We start from the raw sequence: 25,158 nt of genomic DNA, 5'->3' as shown, positions 1-25,158 counted from the left end.
CTTCCTAGTCCCAGATGCCTTGGATGCGCAGGACGCCCGCCACCAGGCACATCAGCGAGGCGAGGGAGAGCAGCACGATGACGCCCTTGGGCATGCCCTGCTTGGAGAAGGAGTAGACCCCGCCGGCCAGGAACAGGCCGACGACGATCAGGATGGTGCTCAGGCCGGTCACAGGGCGCCCTTCGTGGAGGGGAGGATGCCGGCCGCGCGCGGGTCGCGCTCGCTGGCGTAGCGCAGGGCGCGGGCGAGCGCCTTGAACTGGCACTCCACGATGTGGTGCGCGTTGCGTCCGTAGGGGACGTGGACGTGCAGGGCGATCTGCGCCTGCGCGACGAAGGACTCCAGGATGTGCCGGGTCATCGTGGTGTCGTAGGCGCCGATCATCGGCGCCATGTTCTCGGGCTCGGTGTGCACCAGGTAGGGGCGGCCGGAGAGGTCCACGGTGACCTGGGCGAGCGACTCGTCCAGCGGGACGGTGCAGTTGCCGAAGCGGTAGATGCCGACCTTGTCGCCGAGCGCCTGCTTGAAGGCGGCGCCCAGCGCGAGGGCGGTGTCCTCGATGGTGTGGTGCGAGTCGATGTGCAGATCGCCGTCGGTCTTGACGGTGAGGTCGAACAGCCCGTGCCGGCCGAGCTGGTCGAGCATGTGGTCGTAGAAGCCGACCCCGGTCGAGACGTCGACCTTCCCGGTGCCGTCGAGGTTGATCTCGACGAGCACGGAGGTCTCCTTGGTGGTCCGCTCCACTCGTCCTGTGCGGGCCTCGCGAGTCATGCGTCGTGCTCCTTCTTCAGTACGCGCACCGCATCGAGGAACGCGTCGTTCTCTGCCGGGGTTCCTGCGGAGACCCGCAGCCATCCCGGTACGCCGTTGTCCCGGACCAGGACGCCCCGGTCGAGAATCCGCCGCCAGGCGGTGTGGCTGTCGTCGAAGCGGCCGAACTGGACGAAGTTGGCGTCCGAATCGGTGACGTCGAAGCCGAGGGCGCGCAGCTCGGTGACGATCCGGTCGCGCTCGCTCTTGAGCTGCGCGACGTATCCGAGGAGCGTGTCGGTGTGCTCCAGGGCGGCGAGCGCGGTGGCCTGGGTGACGGAGGAGAGGTGGTACGGGAGCCGGACCAGCTGGACGGCGTCGACCACGGCCGGGTCGGCGGCCAGGTAGCCCAGGCGCAGCCCGGCGGCGCCGAACGCCTTGGACATGGTGCGCGACAGCACCAGGTGGGGGCGGCCCCCGATCAGCGGGAGCAGCGAGGGGTGGTGGCTGAATTCGCCGTACGCCTCGTCCACGACGACCATCGACGGCTTCGCGGCCTGGGCGGCCTCGTACAGCGCGAGGACGGTGTCGGCGTCCACGGCGGTGCCGGTGGGGTTGTTGGGGGAGGTGATGAAGACGACGTCGGGGCGGCGCTCGGCGATGGCGGCGCGGGCGGCGTCCACGTCGATGGTGAAGTCCTCGTTGCGCGGCCCGGAGATCCAGCCGGTGCCGGTTCCGCGCGCGATGAGGGCGTGCATGGAGTAGGAGGGCTCGAAGCCGATCGCGGTGCGGCCGGGCCCGCCGAAGGTCTGCAGCAGCTGCTGGAGGACCTCGTTGGAGCCGTTGGCGGCCCAGACGTTGGCGGCTTCCACCCGGTGTCCGGCGGTGCGGGTGAGGTAGCGGGCCAGCTCGGTGCGCAGCTCGACGGCGTCGCGGTCGGGGTAGCGGTTGAGGTCGCGGGCGGCCTCGCGGACCCGTTCGGCGATGCGGTCGACGAGGGCGTCGGGCAGCGGGTAGGGGTTCTCGTTGGTGTTGAGGCGTACGGGGACGTCGAGCTGCGGCGCGCCGTACGGGGACTGGCCGCGCAGTTCGTCGCGGAGGGGGAGGGCGTCCCACGGGTTGGCGGTGGGGCCGCCGGCGTTGCTGTGCGTCACTGCTGGGGAACCTTCCAGCCGAACCTGGCCTTGAGCGCGGCGCCGTGGGCGGGGAGGTCCTCCGCCTCGGCGAGGGTGACCACGTGGTGGGTGACCTCGGCGAGCGCGTCGCGCGTGTAGTCGACGATGTGGATGCCGCGCAGGAAGGACTGCACGGACAGGCCCGAGGAGTGGCAGGCGCAGCCGCCGGTGGGCAGTACGTGGTTGGAGCCGGCGCAGTAGTCGCCGAGGGAGACGGGCGACCAGGGGCCGACGAAGACCGCTCCGGCGTTGCGGACCCGGTCGGCGACGGCGGCGGCGTCGGCGGTCTGGATCTCCAGGTGCTCGGCGGCGTACGCGTTGACGACGGTGAGGCCGTCCTCCAGGTCGTTGACCAGGACGATCGCGGACTGCCGGCCGGCCAGCGCGGGTTCGATGCGCTCCTGGACGTGCTTGGTCGCGGCGACCTGGGTGGCGAGTTCGGCCTCGGTGGCGGCGGCCAGTTCCTCGGAGTCGGTGACGAGCACGGCGGCGGCCATCGGGTCGTGCTCGGCCTGGCTGATCAGGTCGGCGGCGACGTGCACCGGGTCGGCGGTGGCGTCGGCGAGGACGGCGATCTCGGTGGGGCCGGCCTCGGCGTCGATGCCGATGCGGCCCTTGAGGAGGCGCTTGGCGGCGGCGACGTAGATGTTGCCGGGGCCGGTGACCAGGTCGACGGGCAGGCAGTCCTCGGTGCCGTAGGCGAACATGGCGACGGCCTGGGCGCCGCCGGCGGCGTACACCTCGTCGACGCCGAGCAGGGCGCAGGCGGCCAGGATCGTGGGGTGCGGCAGTCCGCCGAAGTCGCGCTGCGGCGGCGAGGCGACGGCGAGGCCGGGCACGCCCGCCTCCTGGGCCGGGACGACGTTCATCACGACGGAGGACGGGTAGACGGCGCGGCCGCCCGGTACGTAGAGCCCGACGCGGTCGACGGGCACCCACTTCTCGGTGACGGTGCCGCCGGGGACGACCTGGGTGGTGTGCGGGGCGCGGCGCTGGGCGCGGTGGACGAGGCGGGCGCGGCGGACCGACTCCTCCAGGGCGGCGCGAACGGCCGGATCGAGCTCCTCCAGCGCGCGGGCGAGGGCCGCGGCGGGCACCCGGACCGACTCGATCCGGACGCCGTCGAGCTTCTCTCCCCAGTCGATCACTGCCGCCGAGCCACGATGGCGTACGTCCTCGCAGATGGGCCGCACCGTCTCCAGGGCGGCTTCCACGTCGAACTCGGCACGGGGCAGCAGGTCGCGCAGGGCGCCGCCCTCGGGGAGGGCATCGCCGCGCAGATCGATTCGAGAGATCACACCGCAATTCTCGCAGACCGCCGCGCGCGGCCGGACGGCCGTATCACTGGCTGATACATGCCGCCGCTGTGACGGCTGACTATATGCGTTCATCCGGTCACTCAGAGGGAATAACGGGATCACGCCTCCGAACGAAAGGGGCACCGGTGACGGAGCTGCACGACGAGGATCTCCCGGACGGCCTCAGCGCGGCGGAGCTGGGCATGTGGCAGTCCTTCCGGAACGGCACGACCTACGACCTACGGACCCGCGACCGGGTCCTGGACGATCCCTTCGCCCCGCACGAGTGGGGCCCCGAGCGCAGTGTGGCGGCCCGGATGGTCGCCCGGCTCCTGCTGAGCGGCCCGGCGGCCCGTCCCGGCCGGGTGACGGCGCTCAAGCTCTGGGGCGTACGGATCACGGGAAAGCTGGACCTGGCGGGCGGGCGCGTCGATCCCTATGTGGAGCTGACGGGCTGCCGGTTCGACGAGGAGGTGGCGTTCCCCGAGTGCCACTTCACGACGCTGCGGCTGGTGGGGTGCGCGGTGCCCCGCCTGGAGGCGGCCCGGCTGCGCACGGAGGGCGATCTGCATCTGCCGCGCTGCCGGGTGGAGCGCGGCATCCGGCTCACGGACGCCCAGATCGGTACGGACCTGCTGGTCAGCCAGATCGAGGTGGGCCCGGACCGGCAGGGGCGGGCGCTGCTCGGGGACGGGCTCACGGTCGCCCAGGACCTCCAGGCCGAGATGGTGGACATGCTCGGGGAGCTGAGTCTGCGCGGCGCGAAGGTGGGCGGTTCGCTGAGCCTGCGCGGCAGCCGGCTGCGCGCGGTGCGGGGCCGCCGCGCGCTGAACGCCCCGCAGCTCAGCGTCGAGCGGACGCTGTACATGAGCGAGGCGTGGGTCAGCCTGGACACGGGCTTCCAGGGCACCACTCCCCCGTACGGCATCGCCACCTCGCCGACCCCGGCCCGCGGCACCCGTTCGCAGGTGTTCCGCTGCCGGGGCGGGGTGCGGCTGGACGACGGCAGGTTCGGGGACGCGGTGGACCTGCACAAGGCGGTGTTCGTGCTCGACGCGCACGAGGAGCTGTCGCTGCGCCGGACGGTGACGCCGGAGCTGCGGTTCAACCCCGAGCGCCCAGTGCACGGCCGGGTGGTGCTCAACGGGGCGAAGGTGGTCACGCTGATCGACGTCTCGACGAGCTGGCCGGGCCCCGGCGGTCTGGCGATGGGCGGGTTCGTGTACGAGAACCTCGTCCCGTACGGGCACTTCCCGCTGTCCCGGCGCCTGGAGTGGGTGGCGGCGGCGACCCCGGAGTACGTGCCGGAGCCGTACGAGCGGCTGGCGGCGGTGCTCCGCAACAGCGGCGAGGACGCGGACGCGCGGGAGGTGCTGCTCGCCAAGCAGCGCCGCCGCCGGGAGACCCTGCCGCCGGCCGGGAAGCTCTGGGGCTACCTCCAGGACTGGACGGTGGCGTACGGCTACCGGCCGGGGCGGGCCGCGGTGTGGATGGCGGTGCTGTGGGCGGCGGGCACGCTGGCGTTCTCGCGGTACGACCCGGCCGCGATCAAGGGCGACGAGCATCCCCGGTGGAACGCGGCGCTGTACGCGCTGGATCTGCTCATCCCGGTGATCGACCTCGGCCAGGACGGCTACTGGCGGATGGAGGGCGGCTGGCAGTGGATGGCCGCCGCGCTGATCCTGCTGGGTTGGATACTGGCCACCACGGTCGCGGCGGGCGCCTCCCGGCTGCTGCGCCGCGGCTGAACCGGCCGGCCCGACGCGTACCGGGACCGCCCCGGTACGGCGGGCCGTCCGGGGGCCCGGCACCGCCGGGACAGTTCACGGGCCTTCTGCCCAGGACCGTAGAGAATCAGCCACAATCCGCGTGTTCCTTTACTTCTCCTTGACCATGGTCCTGACAGTGCGTCCACTCAGCACCAAAACTTCACAGCACTCCCCTTGGCGCGGCTCCCACCTGCGCTTTCAATGGTCTGCACCATGCCTTTCCTCAGCGCCCTGCTCCGAACCGCGCGCGTGATCCGGCACTCCCCGGTGCTCTCCACCGGGCTGTCCGCCGATCACACGGTGCTGCTCGACGCCCCCGACGAATGGCTCTCCCCCGCGCTGGTGGCCGCCGCCGCCGGGGAGTACGGACCGGCCGCGAAACTCCTCGCGGCCACCAGGGAAGGGGCCGAGTGGGAGCGCCGGGACCGCTATCTGCGGCGGCTCGTCGCCTTCGCCCGCAACCGGGGCGGCTGGCTCGCGGAGTGGCTGACCGCCGCCCCGCGCGACCCCGACGCCCTGCTCGTCAAGGCACAGCTCGCCGTCGACCACGCCTGGGAGTCGCCCGCCCGCGCGGAGCAGCTGCGCGAGGTGGGCCCGCTGATCACGGCCGCCGCGGCCGGCGATCCCCGCGACCCGGTGCCCTGGCGCCTCGCGCTGGACCACGCGCGGGGCACCCAGGCCACGCACACCACCTTCGAGGCGCTGTGGGAGCAGGCGCTGCGGCGCTCGACGCACCACTACGGCTGCCATGTCGCCGCCCTCCAGTACCTGTCGGCCGCCTGGTACGGCTCGCACCGCGAGTGCTTCGACTTCGCCGAGCGGGCCGCCCACGACTCGGCGGCCGGCTCGCTGGTGCGGGCGCTGCCGCTGCGGGCCGCGTTCGCGATGATCTCCGAGGGGGCGGGCACCCGTTCGTCCTCGGTGCAGGTGGAGCGGATCGACTCGGCGGCGGACCTGGCGATCTCCCTGTCGGCCTCGTTCGCCCCCGGCGACCCGTGGCCTGCCGAGGTCCGCAATCTGCTCGCGTACGTCCTGGTGGTACGGGGCCGGTGGGGCGAGGCGCTGGAGCAGTTCCGCCGGATCGGGCCGCACGCGGCGTCGTTCCCGTGGGCGTCGGTGTCCGGCGATCCGCTGGGCCGGTTCCTGGACGCGCGGGAGAGCGCACGGCTGCGGGTGGCCTCGGCGACGCCTCTGCGCCACGGCGCCGGACGGGGACGGGCGCGCGGCCATTACGCTTGACCGCTGTGACCACCGCTCGCCTGCCCCTGTTCCCGCTGAACGCGGTGCTGTTCCCGGGCCTCGTGCTGCCCCTGAACGTCTTCGAGGAGCGATATCGCGCCATGATGCGTGAGCTCCTCACCCTCGACGAGGACGAACCGCGCCGGTTCGCCGTGGTCGCCATCCGGGACGGCCGGGAGACCGCCGTGACCGGGCTGGGCATGCCGGAGGCGGTGCGCGCGCCCGTCGAGCGCGGCCCGGCGGACGGCTTCGGCCCGGACCCCCTGCAGGCCCTGCACCGGGTGGGCTGCGTCGCCGACGCGGCGACCGTGCGGGAGCGCGCGGACGGCAGCTTCGAGGTCCTGGCCACCGGTACGACCCGGGTCCGGCTGTTGTCCGTGGACGCGAGCGGCCCGTTCCTGATGGCCGAGGTGGAGGAGCTCCAGGAGGACCCGGGCGACGAGGCGGGCCCCCTCGCGGAGGGCGTCCTGCGGGCCTTCCGCGGCTACCAGAAGCGGCTGGCCGGTGCGAGCGAGCGCACGCTGACCACGGGTGCGGACCTGCCGGACGACCCGTCGGTCGTCTCCTACCTGGTCGCCTCGACGGTGGTCCTGGACATCCCCGCGAAACAGCGCCTCCTCCAGGCCCCGGACACCGCGACCCGGCTCCGCGAGGAACTGCGGCTGCTGCGCTCGGAGACCGCGGTCATCCGGCATCTGCCGTCGCTCCCGGCGGTGGACCTGACCGTCGCCCCGACGCACCCCAACTGACCGCGCGACCCGGAGAGAGCCCGCCCGTGGCGAAGAAGCAGAAGAAGCAGGCCCAGTCCGGCGGCACCCCCGCCACGGTCGCGCTCACCGCGGCGGGCACGGCGTTCACCGTGCACGCCTACGAGCACGATCCGGCGTCGCCGTCCTACGGCGAGGAGGCGTCCCGGGCGCTGGGCGTTCCGCCGGAGCGTGTCTTCAAGACCCTGGTGGCCGACGTGGACGGCCGGCTGACGGTCGCGGTCGTCCCGGTCGCCGGCTCCCTGGACCTCAAGGCGCTGGCCTCGGCGGCCGGCGGCAAGCGCGCCACGATGGCGGACCCGGCCGCGGCGGAACGCACCACGGGCTACGTCCGGGGCGGCATCTCCCCGCTGGGCCAGCGCAAGCGCCTCCCCACCGTCCTGGACGCCTCGGCCCGAGCCCACGCCACGATCTGCGTGTCGGCGGGCCGCCGCGGCCTGGAGGTGGAACTCTCCCCGGACGACCTGGCAACCCTGACGAACGCAACCTTCGCAGACATCGCCCGCACCTGACCCGCAGCCGCGTTGTCAGCCCCGCCGACACCCGCCCCCCTCAGCCCCGGCGCCCCGGCCGCGCCTTCAGCCCCGCCGGCGTTTGAGGCGCGGGGTCCGGGGCAGCGCCCCGGTTTCGGGAAGGGGCGGGGTGGGGAAGAAGCCGCGCGCAGCGCCCTACGCCTTGTCACCCGGCGACGGCGCGGCGGGCGGCGTCGAGGGCGTGGCGGGCGCCACCGGTGGCGCGGGCGCCGGGGCCACATCCGGCCCCCACCCACCGTACGACGCCCACTCCCCCTCGAACTCCCGCGGCCCCCACGCCGCGGCCAGCACCAGGTACACCACCATCGCCCCCAGCGCCCAGGCCAGCAGCATCCCCTTCGCGTGCAGCTCCAGCGGCGCGTCGAACACCACCCCCTTGCCGACCTCCCGCGCATGCGCGACGACGTCGTCGGCGGGGCCCAGCCGCGTACCGACCTGCCAGGCCAGCAGCGAACCGAGCACGCTGCCGAGCGCGAGGCCCGCCGTCAGCCAGATCCCGCCGCGCCGCTCGTACCAGAAGGCCAGCCCCGCCGCGACCGCCCCGAACGCCAGCCCGAGCAGGGCAAACGTTCCGTCGGCGCCGATCGACTCCTCGCCCTCGCTGTTGTTCAGGAAGACGGCCGTGCCGTCGGAGATCAGCGGCACCCGGGGCGCCAGCCACAGCCACAACAGCCCCAGCAGCACGCCCGAGACCGTCACGGCGGCCGCGACGACACCGGCCTTGCGCAGCTCCTGGCGCACTTCCGCCGGGTCGGTCTCCCGCACGGGAGGGGCCCACGTCGAACCGTAGTGCTGTCCACCGTTCGCGGCGGCCAGCTCCTGCCAGTGCTGGTATTGGTCGGGCGAGGGCCGGTGCGGTGGCGTCAGGGGTGAGGTCACCGTGCCATCGTGCCAGGCGCCCGTGAGCCGCGCCTCACCGGACCGCCGCCCTGCGGTACGCCCAGGTCGCCACGGCGAGCGAGACGACGCCGACGACGGCGCAGACCGCCAGGTCGAGGGCGACGACCGCCCAGTCGGGGTGGCCGTCGAAGGACCGGGCCAGCGCCTCGACCCCGTAGGTCGAGGGCAGCAGGTCACGCGCCCAGTCCAGTGGCCGCGGCAGCCGGTCGGCCGGCAGGACGCCCAGCAGCAGCGCGGCGGACATGCCGAGCTGGCCGAGCAGGGTGGCCAGCTCCTGGCGCGGGGCGAGCAGCCCGAGCGCGGCGCCGAGCCCGGACAGGGCGGCGCCGGAGAGCGGGATGACGGCGACGAGCACCCACAGATGGGCCATCGGCAGCCCGAACAGCACGCTGCCGGTCACCGCCGTGACCACGGTGCCGGGCACGGTGAAGGAGGCGTACGCCCCGGCCGCGCCGAGCACCACGGCGGCGGGCGGCACGGGCAGCGTGGCGTAGTGGTCGAGCCCGCCGCCGGCCCGCAGCTGCCCGAAGTACTGGGCGAGGAGGTTGAGCGCGACGAAGGCGACGACCAGGACGCTGGAGCCGGCGACGACGGCCCGCGCCTCGGAGCCGCCGTCCACCACCCCGCGCATCAGGACCATGATGCCGATGGACTGGAAGGTCGCCACGAACAGCAGCGGGATGCGGGCCACCCGGGCGCGGGAGAGCTGGGCCCGGTAGACGGCCGCGAGGGAGGGGAACAGCCGGGCCCTCGGGGCGAGCGCCGCCGCCCCGGACACCGTGCCGATTCCGCTCATGCCTTCACCAGTCCCTTGGTCGCGCCGCCGCCGAGCGCGAGATAGACGTCCTCCAGGCTCGGCGTCGCCAGGCTGAAGTCGTCGAGGGCGGCGAAGGCCGCGCCCCCGGTCACCGCGGCGACCGCCGCCCGCGCCTCGTCGGGCGCCAGCCGCAGCGCCCAGCGCCGCCCGGACTCCTGGGCGACGGCACGCAGGGCCGCGACCTCGGGGACCTCCAGCGGGGCGCGTTCGCGCCAGACCAGCTCGACCCGGATCTCACCGGCGACGCGCTCCTTGAGCCCGGCCGGGGTATCGCAGGCGATGACCTTGCCGCGTTCGATGACGGCGACCCGGTCCAGGACGGTTTCGGCCTCGATGACGTTGTGGGTGACGAGCAGGACCGTGGCGCCGCGCTCGGCGCGCCTGCGGTCCACGGCGGCCCAGACGGCGCGCCGGGCGACCGGGTCCATGCCGGTCGTCGGCTCGTCCAGGACGAGGACCGGGCGCTCCCCGACGAGCGCGGCGGCGAAGCAGGCGAGGCGGCGCTGACCGCCGGAGAGCTTCTTCAGGGGCCGCCCGGCGAGGTCGGCGAGGCCGAGTTCGTCCAGGACGGCGTCGCGCTCGGCGCGGGCCTCGCGCGCGGGCAGGCCGCGCAGCCGCCCGGTGGTCTCGGCGGCCAGGGCGACGGTCAGCTCGTCGAGAGCGGTGGACTCCTGCCCGAGGTAGCCGATCAGCCGGGAGGCCCGTTCGGGGTGGCGTACGAGGTCGTGGCCCAGCACGTCCACGCTGCCGGAGTCGGGCCGCATCAGGCCGGTGAGCTGGCGTACGAGGGTGGACTTACCGGCTCCGTTGGGCCCGAGCAGTCCGAAGATCTCACCGCGCCGGACGTCGAGGCTGATGCCGTCGGTGGCGCGTACCTCCGGGGTCGCGGGGGCGCCGCGGCGGCCCCGTGCCGGGGGGTAGGTCTTCACCAGATCGCGCACCGCGCACACGGTCCCGCTCGCCGTCGGCGCCTGCACTGTCCCCGTACTCACGAGGTACGAGGGTACGGGGTCCGGGAACCGGCATTACGCACGGGGCCGCACCGATCGGACACCGACGCGGCGAACGCCCGGCGGGTTGAGCGGCCCCCGGCCGAATCGGTCTCAGTCTCCGGCGGGCCCGGATTTACCGGCTTTCTCCGCCTTCTCGGCCGCCCGCTCGGCGGCCGGGGGGTGGTCGGCCGCCGTCGTCACGTCGATCTCGCGCCAGAAGCCCGCCCGGATCGCGTACCGGTCGTGCTCGTCGATCTGGTCGTCCTTGTGGGCGAGGAGGCCGAAGCGGGCCGCGTACCGCAGGAGTTCGCCGTCGATGCGGTGCGGGATGCGCGGGTAGAGGGCGGACAGCCGGGGCAGGTGGCCGGTCTCCGGGAGCCGCTCCATCCAGCGCCGGGCGAAGACCTGCCCCACCTCGTAGGGGTCGCCGCCGACCGTGGTGATGTCCTCCTCGCGGTCGGCCCAGCGCTGTTCGGCGCTGGTGAGCTGGGCGAGCGTCGGCAGGGACGCGGTCTCGGCGGGTTCGCCGAGGGGGCCGCCGCGCTCCACCCAGCCCCGGTCCGAGGACCAGCGCAGGGTCGCCGCGGGCTGCGGTGCCGGCTGGCGCTCGGGCTGTCCCAGCGGGCCGCGCAGGGTGCCGGCCAGGTCCTTGGGGGTGGGCACGCCCTTGGCGGCGGGGCCGTGCGCGGCCGGGGCGGCGCTCTCGCCGGGCCGGGGGGCCGCCTCCTCGCCGGTGCCCGCGGTCCCGGTCCGCTCGGCGGCGCGGGAGGCGCGCTCGGCGGAGGCGGCGAGGGCCGACTCGGGCAGCGGGGCGGAGAGGATGGCGGCGATCTCGGGGCGCGGGACGGGCGGCGGGGCGCAGGGGCCGCCGGTCTCCTTGGCCCGGACGGCCTGGGTGATCCAGGCGCGGTCCAGGACGCGGCGCTCGTCGGCCTCGGCGACCAGGTCCTCGGACTGGTTGTAGTCGCCGTCGGCGGCCTGGACGGCCCAGAGGTGGACAGCGACGCCGTGTTCCTTGGCGGACATCAGTCCGGGGAGCAGATCGCCGTCGCCGGTCACCAGGACCACGTCGGAGCAGGCGCGGTTGCGGGCGAGTTCGGTGAGCTCGGCGTGCATCGCGGCGTCGACGCCCTTCTGCGCCCAGCGTCCGTCGCTGCGGGTGAGGGCGCCGAGGCGGACCGTGACCCGCGGCATGACACGCAGTCTGCGGTGCTCGGGCTGCGGGACGCGGTCGGGCGCGCCGTCGAACCAGTAGATCCGCAGCAGGGGCTGTTCGGTGTCGGCCTCGGCGCGTTCGCGCAGCTGCTGGATCAGGGCCGCGTGGTCGACGGTGATGCGGGACCGGGCGGGTTCTCCCGCCAGCAGGCTCGCGGCTGCGCCCAGCAGGTAGCCGGCGTCCACCAGGACGACGCAACGGTCCACGCGTTCCACCCTCTTCCAGGCACTCGGGTTCGGGTTTTCCCAGGGTTCCTTCGAGTCTGCCCGACCGCGACGGGGTTGACGGCCGGAACTGGATCATCGGCGTGGCGGATCGCGAAAAGCGCGCATCATACCCCGTCACTACGCACGGTAATGATCCGACATGCGATGTTTATCCGATTATGTGAATCTGACGGTGGTCCTGGCCCCGAGAGTCCTTACAGGAGGAACACCATGGCCAAGAACAAGAACCGCAAGCAGGGCAGCCATCAGGAGCGCGCTTCGCAGGCGGAGCGCGGCACCCAGGAGGCGCGCTCGACGGCTTTCGAGTCGCAGAGCCAGTCCCAGGCGCAGGCCCAGGGCAGCCCTGCCGATGTTGCGCGCAAGCATCAGCGGCGCTTCGGCCACAACTGACCGGGACTTCTCCGGTACGGCCATCGGCCGGCAGACCGGCAGGGGCGGCCCCGCTTCGGCGGAGCCGCCCCTGCCGCGCGCCGGTGCTCAGCCGGCCAGGCAGGAGGGGCCGAGCAGCACCTTCAGGTCGCCGAAGAGCGCCGGGTCGGGCTTGACCCGGTGCCGGTCGAGCCGCAGCACCGTGGTCTTGCGGGGGCCCTGGAGCCTGATGCGTACCTCGGTGTCGCCCCGGTGGCTGTTCAGCACCTCGCCGAGCCGGCTGACCATGGGCGGGGTGACCCGGACGGTGGGAATGGTCAGCACGACGGGCGCGTTGGTCCCGGCCGAGGACAGGTCGGGGACCTGCATCTCCATCGCGACCAGGCGCGGCACGTCCTCGCGCTTGTCCAGGCGCCCCTTGACGAAGACGACGGTGTCCTCGACGAGCTGGGTGGAGACCAGCTGGTAGGTGGCGGGGAAGAACATGCACTCGATGGAACCGGCCAGGTCCTCCACGGTGGCGATGGCCCAGGCGTTGCCCTGCTTGGTCATCTTGCGCTGGAGGCCGGAGATGATGCCGCCGATGGTGACGATCGCGCCGTCGCTGTGCTCGCCGCCGGTCAGCTGCGAGATCGCGGCGTCCGACTTGTCGCTCAGCACGTGCTCGATGCCGAAGAGCGGGTGGTCGGAGACGTACAGCCCGAGCATCTCGCGCTCCTGGGCCAGCAGATAGGACTTCTCCCACTCGATGTCGGAGAACTCCACGTCGAGCCCGAAGCCCGGCTCGTCGCTCTCCTCGTCGCCGCCGCCGAACAGGTCGAACTGGCCCTCGGCCTCCTTGCGCTTGACCTGCACCACGTTGTCGATCATGGGTTCGTGGTGGGCGACGAGCCCCTTGCGGGTGTGGCCCATCTCGTCGAAGGCGCCGGCCTTGATCAGGGATTCCACGGTCCGCTTGTTGCAGACGACCGCCTCGACCTTGTCCAGGAAGTCGGGGAAGGAGCTGTACTTCCCCTTCGTCTTGCGGCACCGGATGATCGAGTCCACGACGTTCTGGCCGACGTTGCGCACGGCCGTCAGCCCGAACAGGATGACGTCGTCGCCCTGGGCGGCGAAGTTGGACTCCGACTCGTTGACGTTCGGCGGGAGCACCTTGATGCCCATGCGGCGGCACTCGTTGAGGTAGATCGCCGACTTGTCCTTGTCGTCCTTGACCGAGGTCAGCAGGGCGGCCATGTACTCGGCGGGGTAGTTCGCCTTGAGGTACGCGGTCCAGTAGGTGACCAGCCCGTACGCGGAGGAGTGCGCCTTGTTGAACGCGTACCCGGCGAACGGGACCAGCACGTCCCACAGCGCCTTGATCGCCGCGTCCGAGAAGCCCTTCTCCTTGGCACCGGCCTCGAAGAGCACGAAGTTCTTCGCCAGCTCCTCGGGCTTCTTCTTGCCCATCACGCGGCGCAGGATGTCGGCCTCGCCGAGCGAGTACCCGGCGACGATCTGGGCGGCCTTCTGCACCTGCTCCTGGTACACGATCAGGCCGTAGGTGAGGCCGAGGACGTCCTTGAGGGGCTCCTCCAACTCCGGGTGGATCGGGGTGATCTCCTGGCGGCCGTTCTTGCGCTCGGCGTAGTTCGTGTGCGAGTTCATGCCCATCGGGCCCGGCCGGTAGAGGGCCGAGACGGCGGAAATGTCCTCGAAGTTGTCGGGCTGCATCTGGCGCAGCAGGGAGCGCATCGGCCCGCCGTCGAACTGGAAGACGCCGAGCGTGTCGCCGCGGCAGAGCAGTTCGAAGGTCTTCGGGTCGTCGAGCGGGAGCGAGAGCATCTCCAGGTCGATGCCCTTGTTGGACTTCACCATCTTGATGGCGTCGTCCATGATCGTCAGGTTGCGCAGGCCCAGGAAGTCCATCTTCAGCAGGCCGAGCGACTCGCACTGCGGGTAGTCCCACTGCGTGATGGTGACGCCGTCGGTGTGCCGGACCCAGATCGGGGCGTGGTCCACGATCGGCTCGCTGGACATGATGACGCCCGCGGCGTGCACGCCCATCTGCCGGACCAGGCCCTCGACGCCCTTCGCGGTGTCGATGACCTTCTTGACGTCCGGCTCGTTCTCGTACATCCCCCGGATCTCGCCGGCCTCGCTGTAGCGCGGGTGGCTGGGGTCGGTGATGCCGTTGAGGTCGATGCCCTTGCCGAGGACGTCGGCGGGCATGGCCTTGGTGAGCCGGTCGCCCATGGCGTACGGGTAGCCGAGGACGCGGGCGGAGTCCTTGATCGCGTTCTTGGCCTTGATCTTGCCGTAGGTGCCGATCATGGCGACCTTGTCGGCGCCGTACTTCTCCGTGACGTAGCGGATGACCTCGACGCGCCTGCGCTCGTCGAAGTCGATGTCGACGTCGGGCATGGAGACGCGCTCGGGGTTGAGGAAGCGCTCGAAGATCAGCCCGTGCTCGATCGGGTCGAGGTCGGTGATGCCCATCGCGTACGAGACGATCGAACCGGCCGCGGAGCCGCGGCCGGGGCCGACCGCGATGCCGTTGTTCTTGGCCCACATGATGAAGTCGGCGACGACCAGGAAGTACCCCGGGAACCCCATCTGGATGATGATGTCCATCTCGTACTCGACCTGCTTCTGCCGGTCCTCGGGGATGCCGTTCGGGAAACGGCGGTTCATCCCGACCCGGACCTCCTCCTGGAACCAGGTGATCTCCGTGTAGCCCTCGGGAATGTCGAACTTCGGCATGAGGTCGCGCTTCTCGAACATCCCGGTGGTGTCGATCTGCTCGGCGACCAGGAGGGTGTTGGCGCACCCCTCCTGCCAGGCGTCGGAGGAGTCGACGCCGTACATCTCCTCGGTGGTCTTGAGGTAGTAGCCGGTGCCGTCGAAGCGGAAGCGGTCCGGGTCGGAGAGGTTCTTGCCGGTCTGGATGCACAGCAGGGCGTCGTGCGCGGTCGCCTCGGAGGCGTACGTGTAGTGCGAGTCGTTCGTCACGAGCGGCGGGATGCCGAGCTTCCGGCCGATCTCCAGGAGCCCGTCGCGGACCCGGCGCTCGATCTCGATGCCGTGGTCCATCAGCTCCAGGAAGTAGCGTCCCTCGCCGAAGATGTCCTTGTAGTCGGAGGCCGCCTTGACCGCCTCGTCGAACTGGCCGAGGCGCAGCCGGGTCTGGACCTCGCCGGAGGGGCAGCCGGTGGACGCGATCAGGCCCTCGGACCACTGGGCGATGGTCTCCTTGTCCATACGGGGCCACTTCTGGAGCCAGCCCTCGGCGTAGGCGTCGGAGGACAGCTTGAAGAGGTTGTGCAGGCCCTTGGCGTCGGCCGCCCAGATCGTCTTGTGCGTGTAACCGCCGGAACCGGAGATGTCGTCGCGCTTCTGGTGCGGCTGCCCCCACAGGACCTTCCGCTTGTGCTTGCGCGACTCGGGCGCCACGTACGCCTCGATGCCGATGATCGGCGTCACGTTCGCCTTCTGCGCCGAGTGGAAGAAGTCGTACGCCCCGTGCAGGTTGCCGTGGTCCGTCATGGCGATGTGCGTCATGCCCATGTCGTTGCACGCGTTGAACATGTCCTTGAGCCGCGCGGCACCGTCCAGCAGCGAGTACTGGGTGTGGACGTGAAGGTGCGTGAAGGGCGGCTTGGTCACGGCGCTGTTCCTCCGGGGGACGTGGGGACGACGGGACGTGGGACGTCTCGGGCGGCTGGGGGGTCAGCGTGAAAGTCTACGTCTCCGGCGGGCGCGGCGGCGGGCACTCCGCGATACGGTCGCGCGTTGGAAGGGCGGGATCACCCGTCCCTTTTGTCATGCACGTCATCACGCCAGGACAGCTACCAGGAGGCACCCAGAGATGTCGGACACGCAGACCGGTGCGGAGCGGCGCGGGGAGCGCATCCTCGAAGTCTTCGACACCGCCTTCGGTGCGCTGCTGGCCGCCGACCCGGCCGCCTTCCGGGTCAAGTTCCGCAAGATGGCGGGCTCGGCCTTCGCGTTCTACCGGGGTACGGCCTGCCTGTTCTACGACGACCTGGAACGCGAGCGGCACGGCGGCCCGTACCTGGACGAGCGCACCGGCCGGGTCTGGATCCACGGCGACCTGCACGCGGAGAACTTCGGCACCTACATGGACGCCAACGGCCGCCTCGTGTTCAACGTGAACGACTTCGACGAGGCGTACGTGGGCCCCTTCACCTGGGACCTCAAGCGCTTCGCCGCCTCGGTCGCCCTGCTGGGGTACGCGAAGGCCCTGGGCGACGACCAGATCGGCGAGCTGGTCCGGATCTACGCGGCGGCCTACCGCGAGCGCGTCCACGCCCTGGCGACGGGCGCCAAGAACGACGAGGTGCCGCCGTTCACCCTGGACACGGCGTCCGGGCCGCTGCTCGGCGCGCTGCGCACCGCCCGCTCGCTGACCCGGTTCTCGCTGCTGGACTCGATGACCGAGATCCGCGACTTCGAGCGCCGGTTCAGCGAGGGCGGCGGGGCCATCGACCTGGACGCGGCGACGCGGTACAAGGTGCTGGCCGCGTTCGACGGCTATCTGGAGACGCTGCCGGAGTCGAGCCTGACCCGGCCGGACTCCTACCGGGTCAAGGACGTGGTGGGCCGGCGCGGCATCGGCATCGGGTCGGCGGGCCTGCCCTCGTACAACATCCTGCTGGAGGGCAACAGCGACGCCCTGGAGAACGATGTGGTGATCTACCTCAAGCAGGCGCAGACCCCGGCCGTCTCCCGGCACATCACGGACGCGGCCGTCCGCGACTACTTCCAGCACGAGGGCCACCGCACGGTGATCTCGCAGCGCGCCCTCCAGGCCCACGCCGACCCCTGGCTGGGCTGGACCGAGCTGGACGGCGCCGGCCAGCTGGTCGCCGAGGTCTCCCCGTACGCGGTCGACCTGGACTGGTCCGACATCGACGAACCGGACGAGATCGCGGCCGTCGTCGCCGACCTGGGCCGGGCCACGGCCACGATGCACTCCGCGGCGGACGACGAGAGCGGCCACTCGCTGGTGCCGTTCTCCACGGAGCGGGCGATCGACGCCGCCATCGCGGCCGACGAGGAGGGGTTCGGGGAGCTGCTGGTGGACTTCGCCCACAGCTACGGCGCCCGTGCCCGCGCGGACCACCAGATCTTCGTGGACCTCTTCCGCAACGGCCGCATCCCGGGGCTGTAGCGGCGGCCCGGCGGGGCCTCCCGGCGGAGAAATCGAACCTTTAGAGCTCGCTTACAGGTTCGCATGCGACACTCCTGGGCGATGGACATATCCGGGACGCAGCTCAGAGCGGCACGCGCGGCGCTTTTCACGGCGCTCGTCGTGACGCTCTCCTCCGCGTCCCACGTCCTGCTCTCGCAGGTCCCGCTGCCGCTGGTGCCCGTCGCCGTGCTGGCCGCGGCCGTCTTCGCGGCGACCTACGCCCTGGCCGGGCGCCAGCGCGGCTTCGGGGCGATCGCCGGCCTGCTGGTTCCGCTGGAGCTGGCCGCCGACACCTTCTTCACCACCGGCCAGCACCTCTGCTACGGCGCGGCGGGCGGCCCGATAGCGGGCCCGCTGCGCTCGGTCGGCGTCGACGTCCTGTGCGGCGGCGGTGACACCCCCGGCAGCGCCCAGCTCGGCGACGTCGGCACCCCGCTGGCCTCGGTGACCGCGGGCGGCCGGGGCGCCGCCGCGCTGCTGGCCTCCCCCGGCCCGCTGGTCCCCTGGCTGCTGCTGGCCGCCCATGTCTCGGTCGGGCTGCTCGCCGCCGCCTGGCTGCACCGCGGCGAGCTGGCGCTCGCCGGGCTGCTGGGGGCGTGCGCGCTGCTGGCGTTCCGGCCGCTGCTGATCGCGGTGGCCGTGGTGGGCGCGGCCGGCCGCGCCGTACGCCGCCGGACGTCCGGCGGAGCACCGGGCCCGCACCTGCTCGTCCACGCCCGCCTCCTCGTGCACTCCGTGGGACGGAGGGGTCCGCCGCTCGGGGTCTGTGCCCTCTGAGCAGCAGACCCCCGTACAACCCCGCGAACCCCACGGAGAACATCACCATGAGCAAGCGCAACAGCCAGGCCAGCAAGTCCGCCGCCCGCGAGCGGCTGCGCGCGGAGCGCGAGCGCCAGGCCAAGAAGGACCGGGCCCGCCGGCAGGTCATCGTCGGCGTGTCGGTCGTGGCCGGCATCGCGGTCGTCGGCGGCATCGCCTTCGCCTGGCAGCAGATGAACAAGCCGTCCCGCTGGGAGGAGGCGGCCGACGCGAAGCTGGTCGCCCCCGCGAACACCTCCGGCAAGGACGGCACCACCGTGGTCGTCGGCAAGGACAGCGCCAAGAAGACCCTCAAGATCTACGAGGACCCGCGCTGCCCCATCTGCGCCCAGCTCGAACAGACCGTCGGCCCGACGATGAAGAAGGACATCGACGACGGCAAGTACAAGGTGCAGTTCATCGGCGCCTCCTTCCTGGACACCAACATCCCCGGCGAGGGCTCCCGCAACGCCCTGAGCGCCCTGGGCGCGGCACTGGACGTGAGCCCCGAGGCCTTCATGGAGTACAAGTCGGCGCTCTACTCGGCGAAGTACCACCCGGAGGAGACGGACGACAAGTTCAAGGACAGCGACTACCTCATCGAGGTGGCCGACACCGTGAAGGAACTCAAGGGCAACAAGGAGTTCCAGAAGGCGGTGCACGACGGCACCTACGACAAGTGGGCGCTGACCCTGAGCAAGAAGTTCAACGAGGACGGCGAGAAGTACGACTTCCAGGGCACGCCCACCCTCGTCATGGACGACAAGAAGGTCACCGGCAGCGACAACAAGAACGCGCCGATGACCGTCGAGGAGTTCAACGCGGCGATGACCACCGCGCTCAAGGGCTGACCGGCACCGGCCGCACCCCACACACGGGGGCCCCGCGCGACCGCCGCGCGGGGCCCTCGTGCGTCACCCCGCCCCGTGCGTCACAGCGTGGCGAGGAAGCCGATCGCGACCCGCCAGGCCAGTTCAGCCGCCGCCCGGTCGAAGTCGGGCAGCTCCGGGTCGGTGAACAGGTGCCCGGCGCCCGGATAGCGGTAGATCTCCACGTCGGCGCCGGTGCGCCGCATGTCCAGGTACCACGAGTTCAGCCAGTCCGGCGTCTCGTACGGGTCCGGGTCGGCCACGTGCAGCTGCACCGGCAGCTCGTCCACCGAGGCGTTCTCCGCGATGTCCGACGTGCCGTGCAGGAGCAGCAGCCCGCGCGCCTTCGCGTCGCCGAGCGCCAGCGTCTGGGCGATCGAGGCGCCCAGCGAGAATCCCGCGTACACCAGGCCCCGGTCGGAGTAGGGCGCGGCGGCGAGGACGGCCCGCTTCAGCAGCTCCTCCTTGCCGGTCCGCTCCCGGAACGCCTCCGCTTCCTCCACCGATTCGAAGGTGTGCCCCTCGAACAGATCGGGCACGCGCACCTCGTGCCCTGCGGCGCGCAGCCGGTCGGCCGCGGCATGGACCGCGGGGCGCGGACCGTACATCGAGTGGAAAAGCATGATGTTCATGAGGCCCATGGTGCCAGTTGCGTTCGAGACGATGGAGAGCGACAGCATGGAGAACGTACTGCGACCGCTGATCGTCCTGGGCGGCTCGGTCGCGATCACCCTGGCGGCCGGCTGGCTGCTGGACCTGCTGCTCAGACGCGCCGACGCCCGGCACCACGAGACCCCGCTGTGGGGTCTGCTGCGGCGCTGCCGTGTTCCGTTCCAGCTGGTCATGTGCGCGGCGCTGCTGCGCGGCACGTACGCGCAGACCCGGCTCGGCGCGGTCCGCGACCACCACGTGGGCATCGGGCGACTGCTGACGCTGGTGCTGATCGGGGCCTCCGCCTGGCTGGTGGTGCGCAGCGCCATAGCGGTGGTCGACTCGGTGTACGCGCGCTACGCGGCGGCCCACAACCGCGACCCCGCGCGGGTGCGGCGGGTGCGCACCCAGGTGACGCTGATCCAGCGGGTGGTCGTCGCGGTGGTGACGATCGTGGCCGTCGCGGCGATGCTGCTGACGTTCCCGGCGATGCAGACGGTCGGCACCTCGATGCTGGCCTCGGCCGGGGTGCTCGGCATCGTCGCCGGTGTCGCGGCCCAGTCCACGCTCGGCAACCTCTTCGCCGGACTCCAGATCGCGTTCGGGGACATGGTCCGCATCGGCGACACGGTGGTGGTGGACGGCGAGTGGGGCACGATCGAGGAGATCAGGCTGACCTTCCTCGCGGTGCGCACGTGGGACGAGCGGCGGATCACGATGCCCGTCTCCTACTTCACGGCCCAGCCGTTCGAGAACTGGTCGCGCGGGGGCGCGCAGATGACGGGCTCGGTCTACTTCCATCTGGACCACTCGGCGCCCATCGCGGCGATGCGCGACAAGCTGCGGGACATCCTCGGCGACTGCGCCGCCTGGGACGGCCGGAACTGGTCGCTCGCGGTCACCGACACCACGCCCACGACGATCCAGGTGCGGGCGGTCGTCACGGCGAAGGACGCGGACGACATCTGGACGGCCCGCTGCGCGGTGCGCGAGCAGCTGGTCGGCTGGCTGCGCGACCACCACCCGTACGCGCTGCCGCGCGTCGCGACGGCCCCCGCGGCGCTGCCGCCCGACGGCGCCCGGCCGTCCGTCCCGCTGAACGGCCGGGACGACAAGCCCGCGAACGGCTGGGACAGGGCCCCGCGCACGGGGCGCGGCTGACCGCCCTCAGCGCAGGCTGCGCACGTCGAGCTGCCGCAGCACCCGGTCCACGACCTCGGGGTCGGCGCCGGGTTCGCTGCGCGCGGCGAGCACCGCGTGGCGGGCGGCCGACATCATCTCGCGCTGGACGCGGCCGACCGTGCGGAACCGCTCGACGCGCCTGGCGTAGGCCTCGCGCCGTTCGTCGTCGCCCATCTCGGGGCTGATCCGGGCCCCCACCTCGTAGGCCAGCCGGTGCAGCCGCTCGACGACCTCCTCGGGGAGGTCCTCGGTCTCCTCGATGGTCTTGAGCCGCTGCCGGGCCGCCGTCGCCGCCCGGACCGCCAGTTCCCGTTCCAGGGCCGCTTCGGCGTCGGTGTCCGCGCGCACCCCGAGCCGCCGCACCAGCCAGGGCAGGGTCAGCCCCTGGAAGACCAGGGTCACCATGATCACGGAGAACGCGATGAAGACGATCTCGTCGCGGCCGGGGAACGGACTGCCGTCGTCCGTCTTGAGCGGGATCGCCAGGGCCAGCGCGACGGAGGCCACCCCGCGCATCCCGGCCCACCACATGACGACGGTCTCCCGCCAGCTGGTGGGGATCTCCTCGCTGACGTCCCGCCGGGTGTGCAGCCGCTTGGCCAGCCAGGTGGCGGGAAGCAGATAGAGCAGCCGTACGCCGACGACGACCGCGACGACGGCGAGGCCCCAGCCCGTCATCTCCGGCCCGCGCCCGTCCGCCGTACCGAACACGTTGTGCAGTTCGAGGCCGATCAGGCCGAAGGCGATCCCGGTGACGAGGGTGTCGACGATCTCCCAGAAGGTGCGTCCGGTGAGCCGGCCGAGGACGTCGTCGGCGTCCGCGGTGTGCTCCGCGAGGAACATCGCGGTCATCAGCACCGCGAGGACGCCGGAGCCCATCAGCTCCTCGGCGAGCGCGTAGCTGACGAACGGCACCAGCAGGGTCAGCCCGACCTGGAGGGTGGCGTCGCCGAGCAACCCCATCAGTTTGATGGTGAGCCAGCCGAGCGCGACCCCGACCGCGACGGCGACCACGGCGGACAGCGCCAGCAGCCCGAACGCCTCGGGCAGCGAGAACGTTCCGCTGACCGCCGCCGCGATGGCCACGTGGTAGAGCACGATCGCGGTGACGTCGTTGAACAGGCCCTCGCCCTCCAGGATGGAGACCAGCCGGCGGGGCAGTCCGACCGACCCGGCGACGGCGGTGGCCGCGACCGGGTCCGGCGGGGCGACGAGCGCGCCGAGGGCGACGGCGGCGGCCAGCGGCAGCCCCGGCACGATCGCGTCGGCCACCACGGCGACCGCCGCGGTCGTCAGGAAGACCAGCGCCACGGCCAGCAGGAAGATGGGCCGCTTGTTCGCCGCGAACTGCCGCCAGGAGGTGCGCTGCACGGACGCGTAGAGCAGCGGGGGCAGCAGGGCGGGGAGGATGATCTCCGGCGGGATGTCCACGTCGGGCACGAAGCTGGCGAAGGCCAGCACGGCCCCGAACAGGGTCATCAGGACCGGCGCCGGCAGCTTCAGCCGGTCCCCGAGCGGCACCGTGACCACGGCTCCGAGCAGCAGCAGGAGCAGCAGTGACATCTGGTCCATGGGGGCGCCTGGTTCAGCGGCTCTCCGCCGCGATCCGGTCCAGCGCCCGCTGGAGGTCCTCGGGGTAGGAGCTGGTGAACTCGACCCAGCGCCCGTCCGAGGGGTGCTCGAAGCCCAGCTTGACCGCGTGCAGCCACTGCCGGGTCAGGCCGAGGCGCTTGGCCATGGTGGGGTCGGCGCCGTAGGTGAGGTCGCCGACGCAGGGGTGGCGGTGGGCGGACATGTGCACCCGGATCTGGTGGGTGCGGCCGGTCTCCAGCTTGATGTCCAGGAGGCTGGCGGCCCGGTACGCCTCGATGAGGTCGTAGTGCGTGACGGATGCCTTGCCGTCCGCGACGACCGCCCACTTGTAGTCGTGGTTGGGGTGGCGGCCGATGGGGGCGTCGATGGTGCCGCTCATCGGGTCCGGGTGGCCCTGGACCAGCGCGTTGTACTTCTTCTCGACGACCCGGTCGCGGAACTGGGCCTTGAGCAGGGTGTAGGCGCGCTCGGACTTGGCGACGACCATCAGTCCGGAGGTGCCGACGTCGAGACGGTGGACGATGCCCTGGCGCTCGGCGGCGCCGGAGGTGGAGATGCGGTACCCGGCGGCGGCGAGGCCGCCGATGACGGTGGTGCCGGTCCAGCCGGGGCTGGGGTGGGCGGCGACGCCGACCGGCTTCACGATGACCACGATGTCGTCGTCGTCGTGGACGATCTCCATGCCCTCGACGGGTTCGGCGACGACCCGGACCGGGGCGGGCGCCTGCGGCATCTCCACTTCCAGCCAGGCACCGCCGTGCACCCGCTCGGACTTGCCGACCACCGCGCCGTCCACCTGCACCTTGCCGGAGGCGGCCAGATCGGCGGCCTTGGTGCGGGAGAACCCGAACATCCGGGAGATGGCGGCGTCGACGCGCTCGCCCTCCAGACCATCGGGGACGGGCAGGGTGCGGACCTCGGGTTGCGTACTCACCAGTCGAGTATGCCTTGCGTCCCCTAGTCCTTGTGCACGGTGCCGTCCGGGTCCAGGCCCTTGAAGGAGAGGAGCACGATCAGGATGCCGCCGCAGACAATCGCGGAGTCGGCCAGGTTGAAGATGGCGAAGTGCGCGGGGGCGATGAAGTCCACCACCGCGCCCTCGAACACGCCCGGCGCGCGGAAGACGCGGTCGGTGAGGTTGCCGAGCGCCCCGCCGAGCAGCAGCCCGAGCGCGATGGCCCACGGCAGGCTGTACAGCTTGCGGGCGAGCCGGGCGATCACCACGATGACGGTCGCCGCGATGGCCGTGAAGATGAAGGTGAACGCCTCGCCGAAGCCGAAGGCGGCGCCCGAGTTGCGGATGGCGTCGAGTTTGAGCCAGTCGCCGATCAGCTCGATCGGCTCCTGGTGCTCCAGCTTCGCCACGACGAGCATCTTGCTGCCGAGGTCGATGAGGTAGGCGACGAGGGCGACGCAGAACAGCAGGATGACCCGGCGCCGGCGGGTGGCCGCCGACCGGTCGACCGCGGTGGCCCCGGCCTCGGCCGTGGCGCCGGTGTCCTGCCCCTCCGGCGCCGCCTCGCCGTCGCCCTCGGTTCCGGTGATGTCCGGCGTGTCGATGATGCGCTCCGCCTCAGCCACGTGAGTCCCTCAACCTAGTTCCCGACTGATAGTCGAGGGTACGGCACAGGTGTGCGGATCAGCCCCTTCGCTCCTGCTTCTGCTTGTCCTCGACACAGAGGGTGGCCCGCGGGAACGCCTGCATCCGCGCCTTGCCGATCGGCTTGCCGCAGACCTCGCACAGCCCGTACGTACCGGCCTCAAGACGGGCCAGCGCCCGCTCGGTCTGGTCCAGCATCTCCTGCGCGTTGGCGGCGAGCTGCATCTCGTGCTCGCGGGTGATGTTCTTGGTGCCGGTATCGGCCTCGTCGTCGCCCGCCCCGTCGCCGGAGTCCCGCATCAGCCCGGCGAGCGCCATGCCGGACGCCTCCAGCTCGTTGCGGAGCCTGGTCACCTCACCGGTCAGCTCCTCGCGCGCGGAGGCGACCTCCTCGGCCGTCCAGGGCTCCTCGCCCGGCCGCACGGCCAGCTCGCCGGGCGCCGTGGCGGCGCGGGCGGGCGGCACCGGCGCCGTGTCCTGGTCGGCGGTCCGCGTACTGGCCGGGCTCTTCTTGGCTGCCACCGTGTGGGCTCCCGTCTGCTCGGCGGCCTCGGCCGCCCCCGTGGTCGCCGGGGCCGCGTCGGCCCCGGTCTTCTTCGGCGTGGTCCTGCGGCCCTCCGCCGAGGAGGCGGAGGTCTTCTTCCCTGCGGACGCCGTCTTCTTCGCCGCCGTCTTCTTCGCCGCCGTCTTCTTCGCCGCCGTCTTCTTCGCCGCTGCCTTCTTGGCCGGCGCCTTCTTCGCGGGCGCCTTCTTCTCCACCATGGCCGCGGCCCCTTCACGGATTGTGATCTTGCACGCGAGTCGTGCTGGGACGATAAGTCGACCCCGCCCGCGCGGCAACGGGGCACGCCGCCGCACCGCCCCTCCCCGCGCCCTCCCGTGTCCGGATCACCGCGTGCCTGCATCCGTTGTGCCCAGCTCCCCGCCGGGTAATCCGGCCTTCGCCCCGTGCGCCCCGCCGCGCTCCGGTCCGGTGCGGGCCGTATGGCCATTCGGGTCACGCCCGGCCCCCGCGCAAACCGGTCGGACAGCGCCCGCCGCGGCCCGTACACTGGCCTCAGCGAGAGGCGTGGATGGGACGAGTAGCGTCGTACGCGGCCAGTAGCGATCCGGGGACGGTGGGAGCCCGGAGGCGAGCGCGACGCGAAGATCACCCCGGAGCCGCCGGAAGAACGCCCCGAGCGGGCCAGTAGAACCGGCATCGCACCCCAATGAGGGG

The 25,158-nt window shown here is 72.1% G+C and carries 23 protein-coding genes; 9 read left to right on the top strand and 14 right to left on the bottom strand.

What is annotated here, in order from left to right; translation table 11 throughout:
* Positions 1 to 4 precede the first annotated feature (4 nt).
* The 4 genes from DNK56_RS35295 to hisD are packed head-to-tail and all read right to left on the bottom strand — an operon-like array spanning position 5 to position 3,223.
* The gene (locus DNK56_RS35295) at positions 5 to 172 is read right to left on the bottom strand and encodes a hypothetical protein (protein ID WP_199563798.1); all 168 of its coding nucleotides are present in this window, start codon (positions 170 to 172) and stop codon (positions 5 to 7) included.
* Positions 169 to 771, bottom strand: a complete 603-nt coding sequence (gene hisB, locus DNK56_RS10380) for an imidazoleglycerol-phosphate dehydratase HisB (protein WP_111332755.1) — start codon at positions 769 to 771, stop codon at positions 169 to 171. The genes DNK56_RS35295 and hisB overlap by 4 nt, the downstream gene beginning before the upstream one ends.
* A complete protein-coding gene (locus DNK56_RS10375) occupies positions 768 to 1,904 on the bottom strand; it encodes a histidinol-phosphate transaminase (RefSeq protein ID WP_111332753.1) in 1,137 nt (378 codons plus the stop codon). Before DNK56_RS10375 ends, hisB begins: the two co-directional genes overlap by 4 nt.
* Complete coding sequence (hisD, locus tag DNK56_RS10370) at positions 1,901 to 3,223, bottom strand: histidinol dehydrogenase (protein WP_111332750.1); 1,323 nt, start codon at positions 3,221 to 3,223, stop codon at positions 1,901 to 1,903. The genes DNK56_RS10375 and hisD overlap by 4 nt, the downstream gene beginning before the upstream one ends.
* Positions 3,224 to 3,369: 146 nt before the next feature.
* On the opposite strand from hisD, the gene DNK56_RS10365 reads away from it, so the two are divergent.
* From DNK56_RS10365 to ybaK, 4 genes are all read left to right on the top strand, one after another.
* The gene (locus tag DNK56_RS10365; RefSeq protein ID WP_111332747.1) at positions 3,370 to 4,971 is read left to right on the top strand and encodes an oxidoreductase; all 1,602 of its coding nucleotides are present in this window, start codon (positions 3,370 to 3,372) and stop codon (positions 4,969 to 4,971) included.
* A 222-nt stretch (positions 4,972 to 5,193) separates the two neighbouring features.
* Positions 5,194 to 6,231, top strand: coding sequence for a hypothetical protein (locus DNK56_RS10360; RefSeq protein ID WP_111332745.1), 1,038 nt, complete (start codon positions 5,194 to 5,196; stop codon positions 6,229 to 6,231).
* Between the two features lie 5 nt (positions 6,232 to 6,236).
* A complete protein-coding gene (locus DNK56_RS10355; protein ID WP_111332742.1) occupies positions 6,237 to 6,980 on the top strand; it encodes an LON peptidase substrate-binding domain-containing protein in 744 nt (247 codons plus the stop codon).
* Positions 6,981 to 7,006: 26 nt separating this feature from the next.
* On the top strand, positions 7,007 to 7,510 hold the full coding sequence (ybaK, locus tag DNK56_RS10350; protein ID WP_111332740.1) for a Cys-tRNA(Pro) deacylase: 504 nt from the start codon (positions 7,007 to 7,009) through the stop codon (positions 7,508 to 7,510).
* 156 nt (positions 7,511 to 7,666) lie between these two features.
* Here the strand turns inward: ybaK and DNK56_RS10345 are convergent, their stop codons facing one another.
* The 4 genes from DNK56_RS10345 to DNK56_RS10330 all read right to left on the bottom strand — a co-directional run bounded on the left by DNK56_RS10345 (position 7,667) and on the right by DNK56_RS10330 (position 11,671).
* The gene (locus DNK56_RS10345) at positions 7,667 to 8,410 is read right to left on the bottom strand and encodes an ABC transporter permease (RefSeq protein WP_111332737.1); all 744 of its coding nucleotides are present in this window, start codon (positions 8,408 to 8,410) and stop codon (positions 7,667 to 7,669) included.
* Between the two features lie 34 nt (positions 8,411 to 8,444).
* Complete coding sequence (locus DNK56_RS10340) at positions 8,445 to 9,227, bottom strand: ABC transporter permease (protein ID WP_111332734.1); 783 nt, start codon at positions 9,225 to 9,227, stop codon at positions 8,445 to 8,447.
* The gene (locus tag DNK56_RS10335) at positions 9,224 to 10,198 is read right to left on the bottom strand and encodes an ABC transporter ATP-binding protein (protein WP_111332731.1); all 975 of its coding nucleotides are present in this window, start codon (positions 10,196 to 10,198) and stop codon (positions 9,224 to 9,226) included. Before DNK56_RS10335 ends, DNK56_RS10340 begins: the two co-directional genes overlap by 4 nt.
* A gap of 153 nt (positions 10,199 to 10,351) precedes the next feature.
* The gene (locus DNK56_RS10330; RefSeq protein WP_111332728.1) at positions 10,352 to 11,671 is read right to left on the bottom strand and encodes an NYN domain-containing protein; all 1,320 of its coding nucleotides are present in this window, start codon (positions 11,669 to 11,671) and stop codon (positions 10,352 to 10,354) included.
* A gap of 222 nt (positions 11,672 to 11,893) precedes the next feature.
* On the opposite strand from DNK56_RS10330, the gene DNK56_RS10325 reads away from it, so the two are divergent.
* Positions 11,894 to 12,073: a hypothetical protein gene (locus tag DNK56_RS10325; protein WP_111332726.1), complete on the top strand. Its 180-nt coding sequence runs from the start codon at positions 11,894 to 11,896 to the stop codon at positions 12,071 to 12,073.
* Positions 12,074 to 12,160: 87 nt separating this feature from the next.
* Here DNK56_RS10325 and dnaE read toward each other — a convergent pair whose 3' ends face one another.
* A complete protein-coding gene (dnaE, locus tag DNK56_RS10320; RefSeq protein ID WP_111332723.1) occupies positions 12,161 to 15,697 on the bottom strand; it encodes a DNA polymerase III subunit alpha in 3,537 nt (1,178 codons plus the stop codon).
* A 202-nt stretch (positions 15,698 to 15,899) separates the two neighbouring features.
* On the opposite strand from dnaE, the gene DNK56_RS10315 reads away from it, so the two are divergent.
* From DNK56_RS10315 to DNK56_RS10305, 3 genes are all read left to right on the top strand, one after another.
* The gene (locus tag DNK56_RS10315; RefSeq protein ID WP_111332720.1) at positions 15,900 to 17,225 is read left to right on the top strand and encodes a DUF2252 domain-containing protein; all 1,326 of its coding nucleotides are present in this window, start codon (positions 15,900 to 15,902) and stop codon (positions 17,223 to 17,225) included.
* 81 nt (positions 17,226 to 17,306) lie between these two features.
* On the top strand, positions 17,307 to 18,023 hold the full coding sequence (locus DNK56_RS10310; protein ID WP_199563799.1) for a hypothetical protein: 717 nt from the start codon (positions 17,307 to 17,309) through the stop codon (positions 18,021 to 18,023).
* Between the two features lie 47 nt (positions 18,024 to 18,070).
* Positions 18,071 to 18,895, top strand: a complete 825-nt coding sequence (locus DNK56_RS10305) for a thioredoxin domain-containing protein (RefSeq protein WP_111332715.1) — start codon at positions 18,071 to 18,073, stop codon at positions 18,893 to 18,895.
* 80 nt (positions 18,896 to 18,975) lie between these two features.
* Here DNK56_RS10305 and DNK56_RS10300 read toward each other — a convergent pair whose 3' ends face one another.
* Entirely contained in the window at positions 18,976 to 19,554 is a 579-nt protein-coding gene (locus tag DNK56_RS10300; protein WP_111335655.1) for a dienelactone hydrolase family protein, read from the bottom strand.
* Positions 19,555 to 19,591: 37 nt separating this feature from the next.
* Between DNK56_RS10300 and DNK56_RS10295 the strand changes: the two genes are divergently transcribed.
* Positions 19,592 to 20,725 (top strand): mechanosensitive ion channel family protein, encoded by a 1,134-nt coding sequence (locus DNK56_RS10295; RefSeq protein ID WP_111332712.1) that lies wholly within the window; start codon positions 19,592 to 19,594, stop codon positions 20,723 to 20,725.
* 6 nt (positions 20,726 to 20,731) lie between these two features.
* Here the strand turns inward: DNK56_RS10295 and DNK56_RS10290 are convergent, their stop codons facing one another.
* Genes DNK56_RS10290 through DNK56_RS10275 form a run of 4 tightly spaced genes read right to left on the bottom strand, consistent with a single transcriptional unit; the run spans position 20,732 to position 24,701 of the window.
* A complete protein-coding gene (locus DNK56_RS10290) occupies positions 20,732 to 22,318 on the bottom strand; it encodes a Na+/H+ antiporter (RefSeq protein ID WP_111332709.1) in 1,587 nt (528 codons plus the stop codon).
* A gap of 13 nt (positions 22,319 to 22,331) precedes the next feature.
* On the bottom strand, positions 22,332 to 23,273 hold the full coding sequence (locus DNK56_RS10285; RefSeq protein WP_111332706.1) for an RluA family pseudouridine synthase: 942 nt from the start codon (positions 23,271 to 23,273) through the stop codon (positions 22,332 to 22,334).
* Positions 23,274 to 23,296: 23 nt separating this feature from the next.
* Entirely contained in the window at positions 23,297 to 23,920 is a 624-nt protein-coding gene (lspA, locus tag DNK56_RS10280) for a signal peptidase II (protein WP_111332703.1), read from the bottom strand.
* 58 nt (positions 23,921 to 23,978) lie between these two features.
* Positions 23,979 to 24,701, bottom strand: a complete 723-nt coding sequence (locus DNK56_RS10275; RefSeq protein WP_111332700.1) for a TraR/DksA family transcriptional regulator — start codon at positions 24,699 to 24,701, stop codon at positions 23,979 to 23,981.
* Positions 24,702 to 25,158: the final 457 nt, after the last annotated feature.

Origin of the sequence: Streptomyces sp. AC1-42W, from assembly GCF_003248355.1 — a bacterium.
Classification (GTDB): Bacteria; Actinomycetota; Actinomycetes; order Streptomycetales; family Streptomycetaceae; genus Streptomyces.
This window is presented reverse-complemented; position numbering and strand designations above follow the sequence as displayed.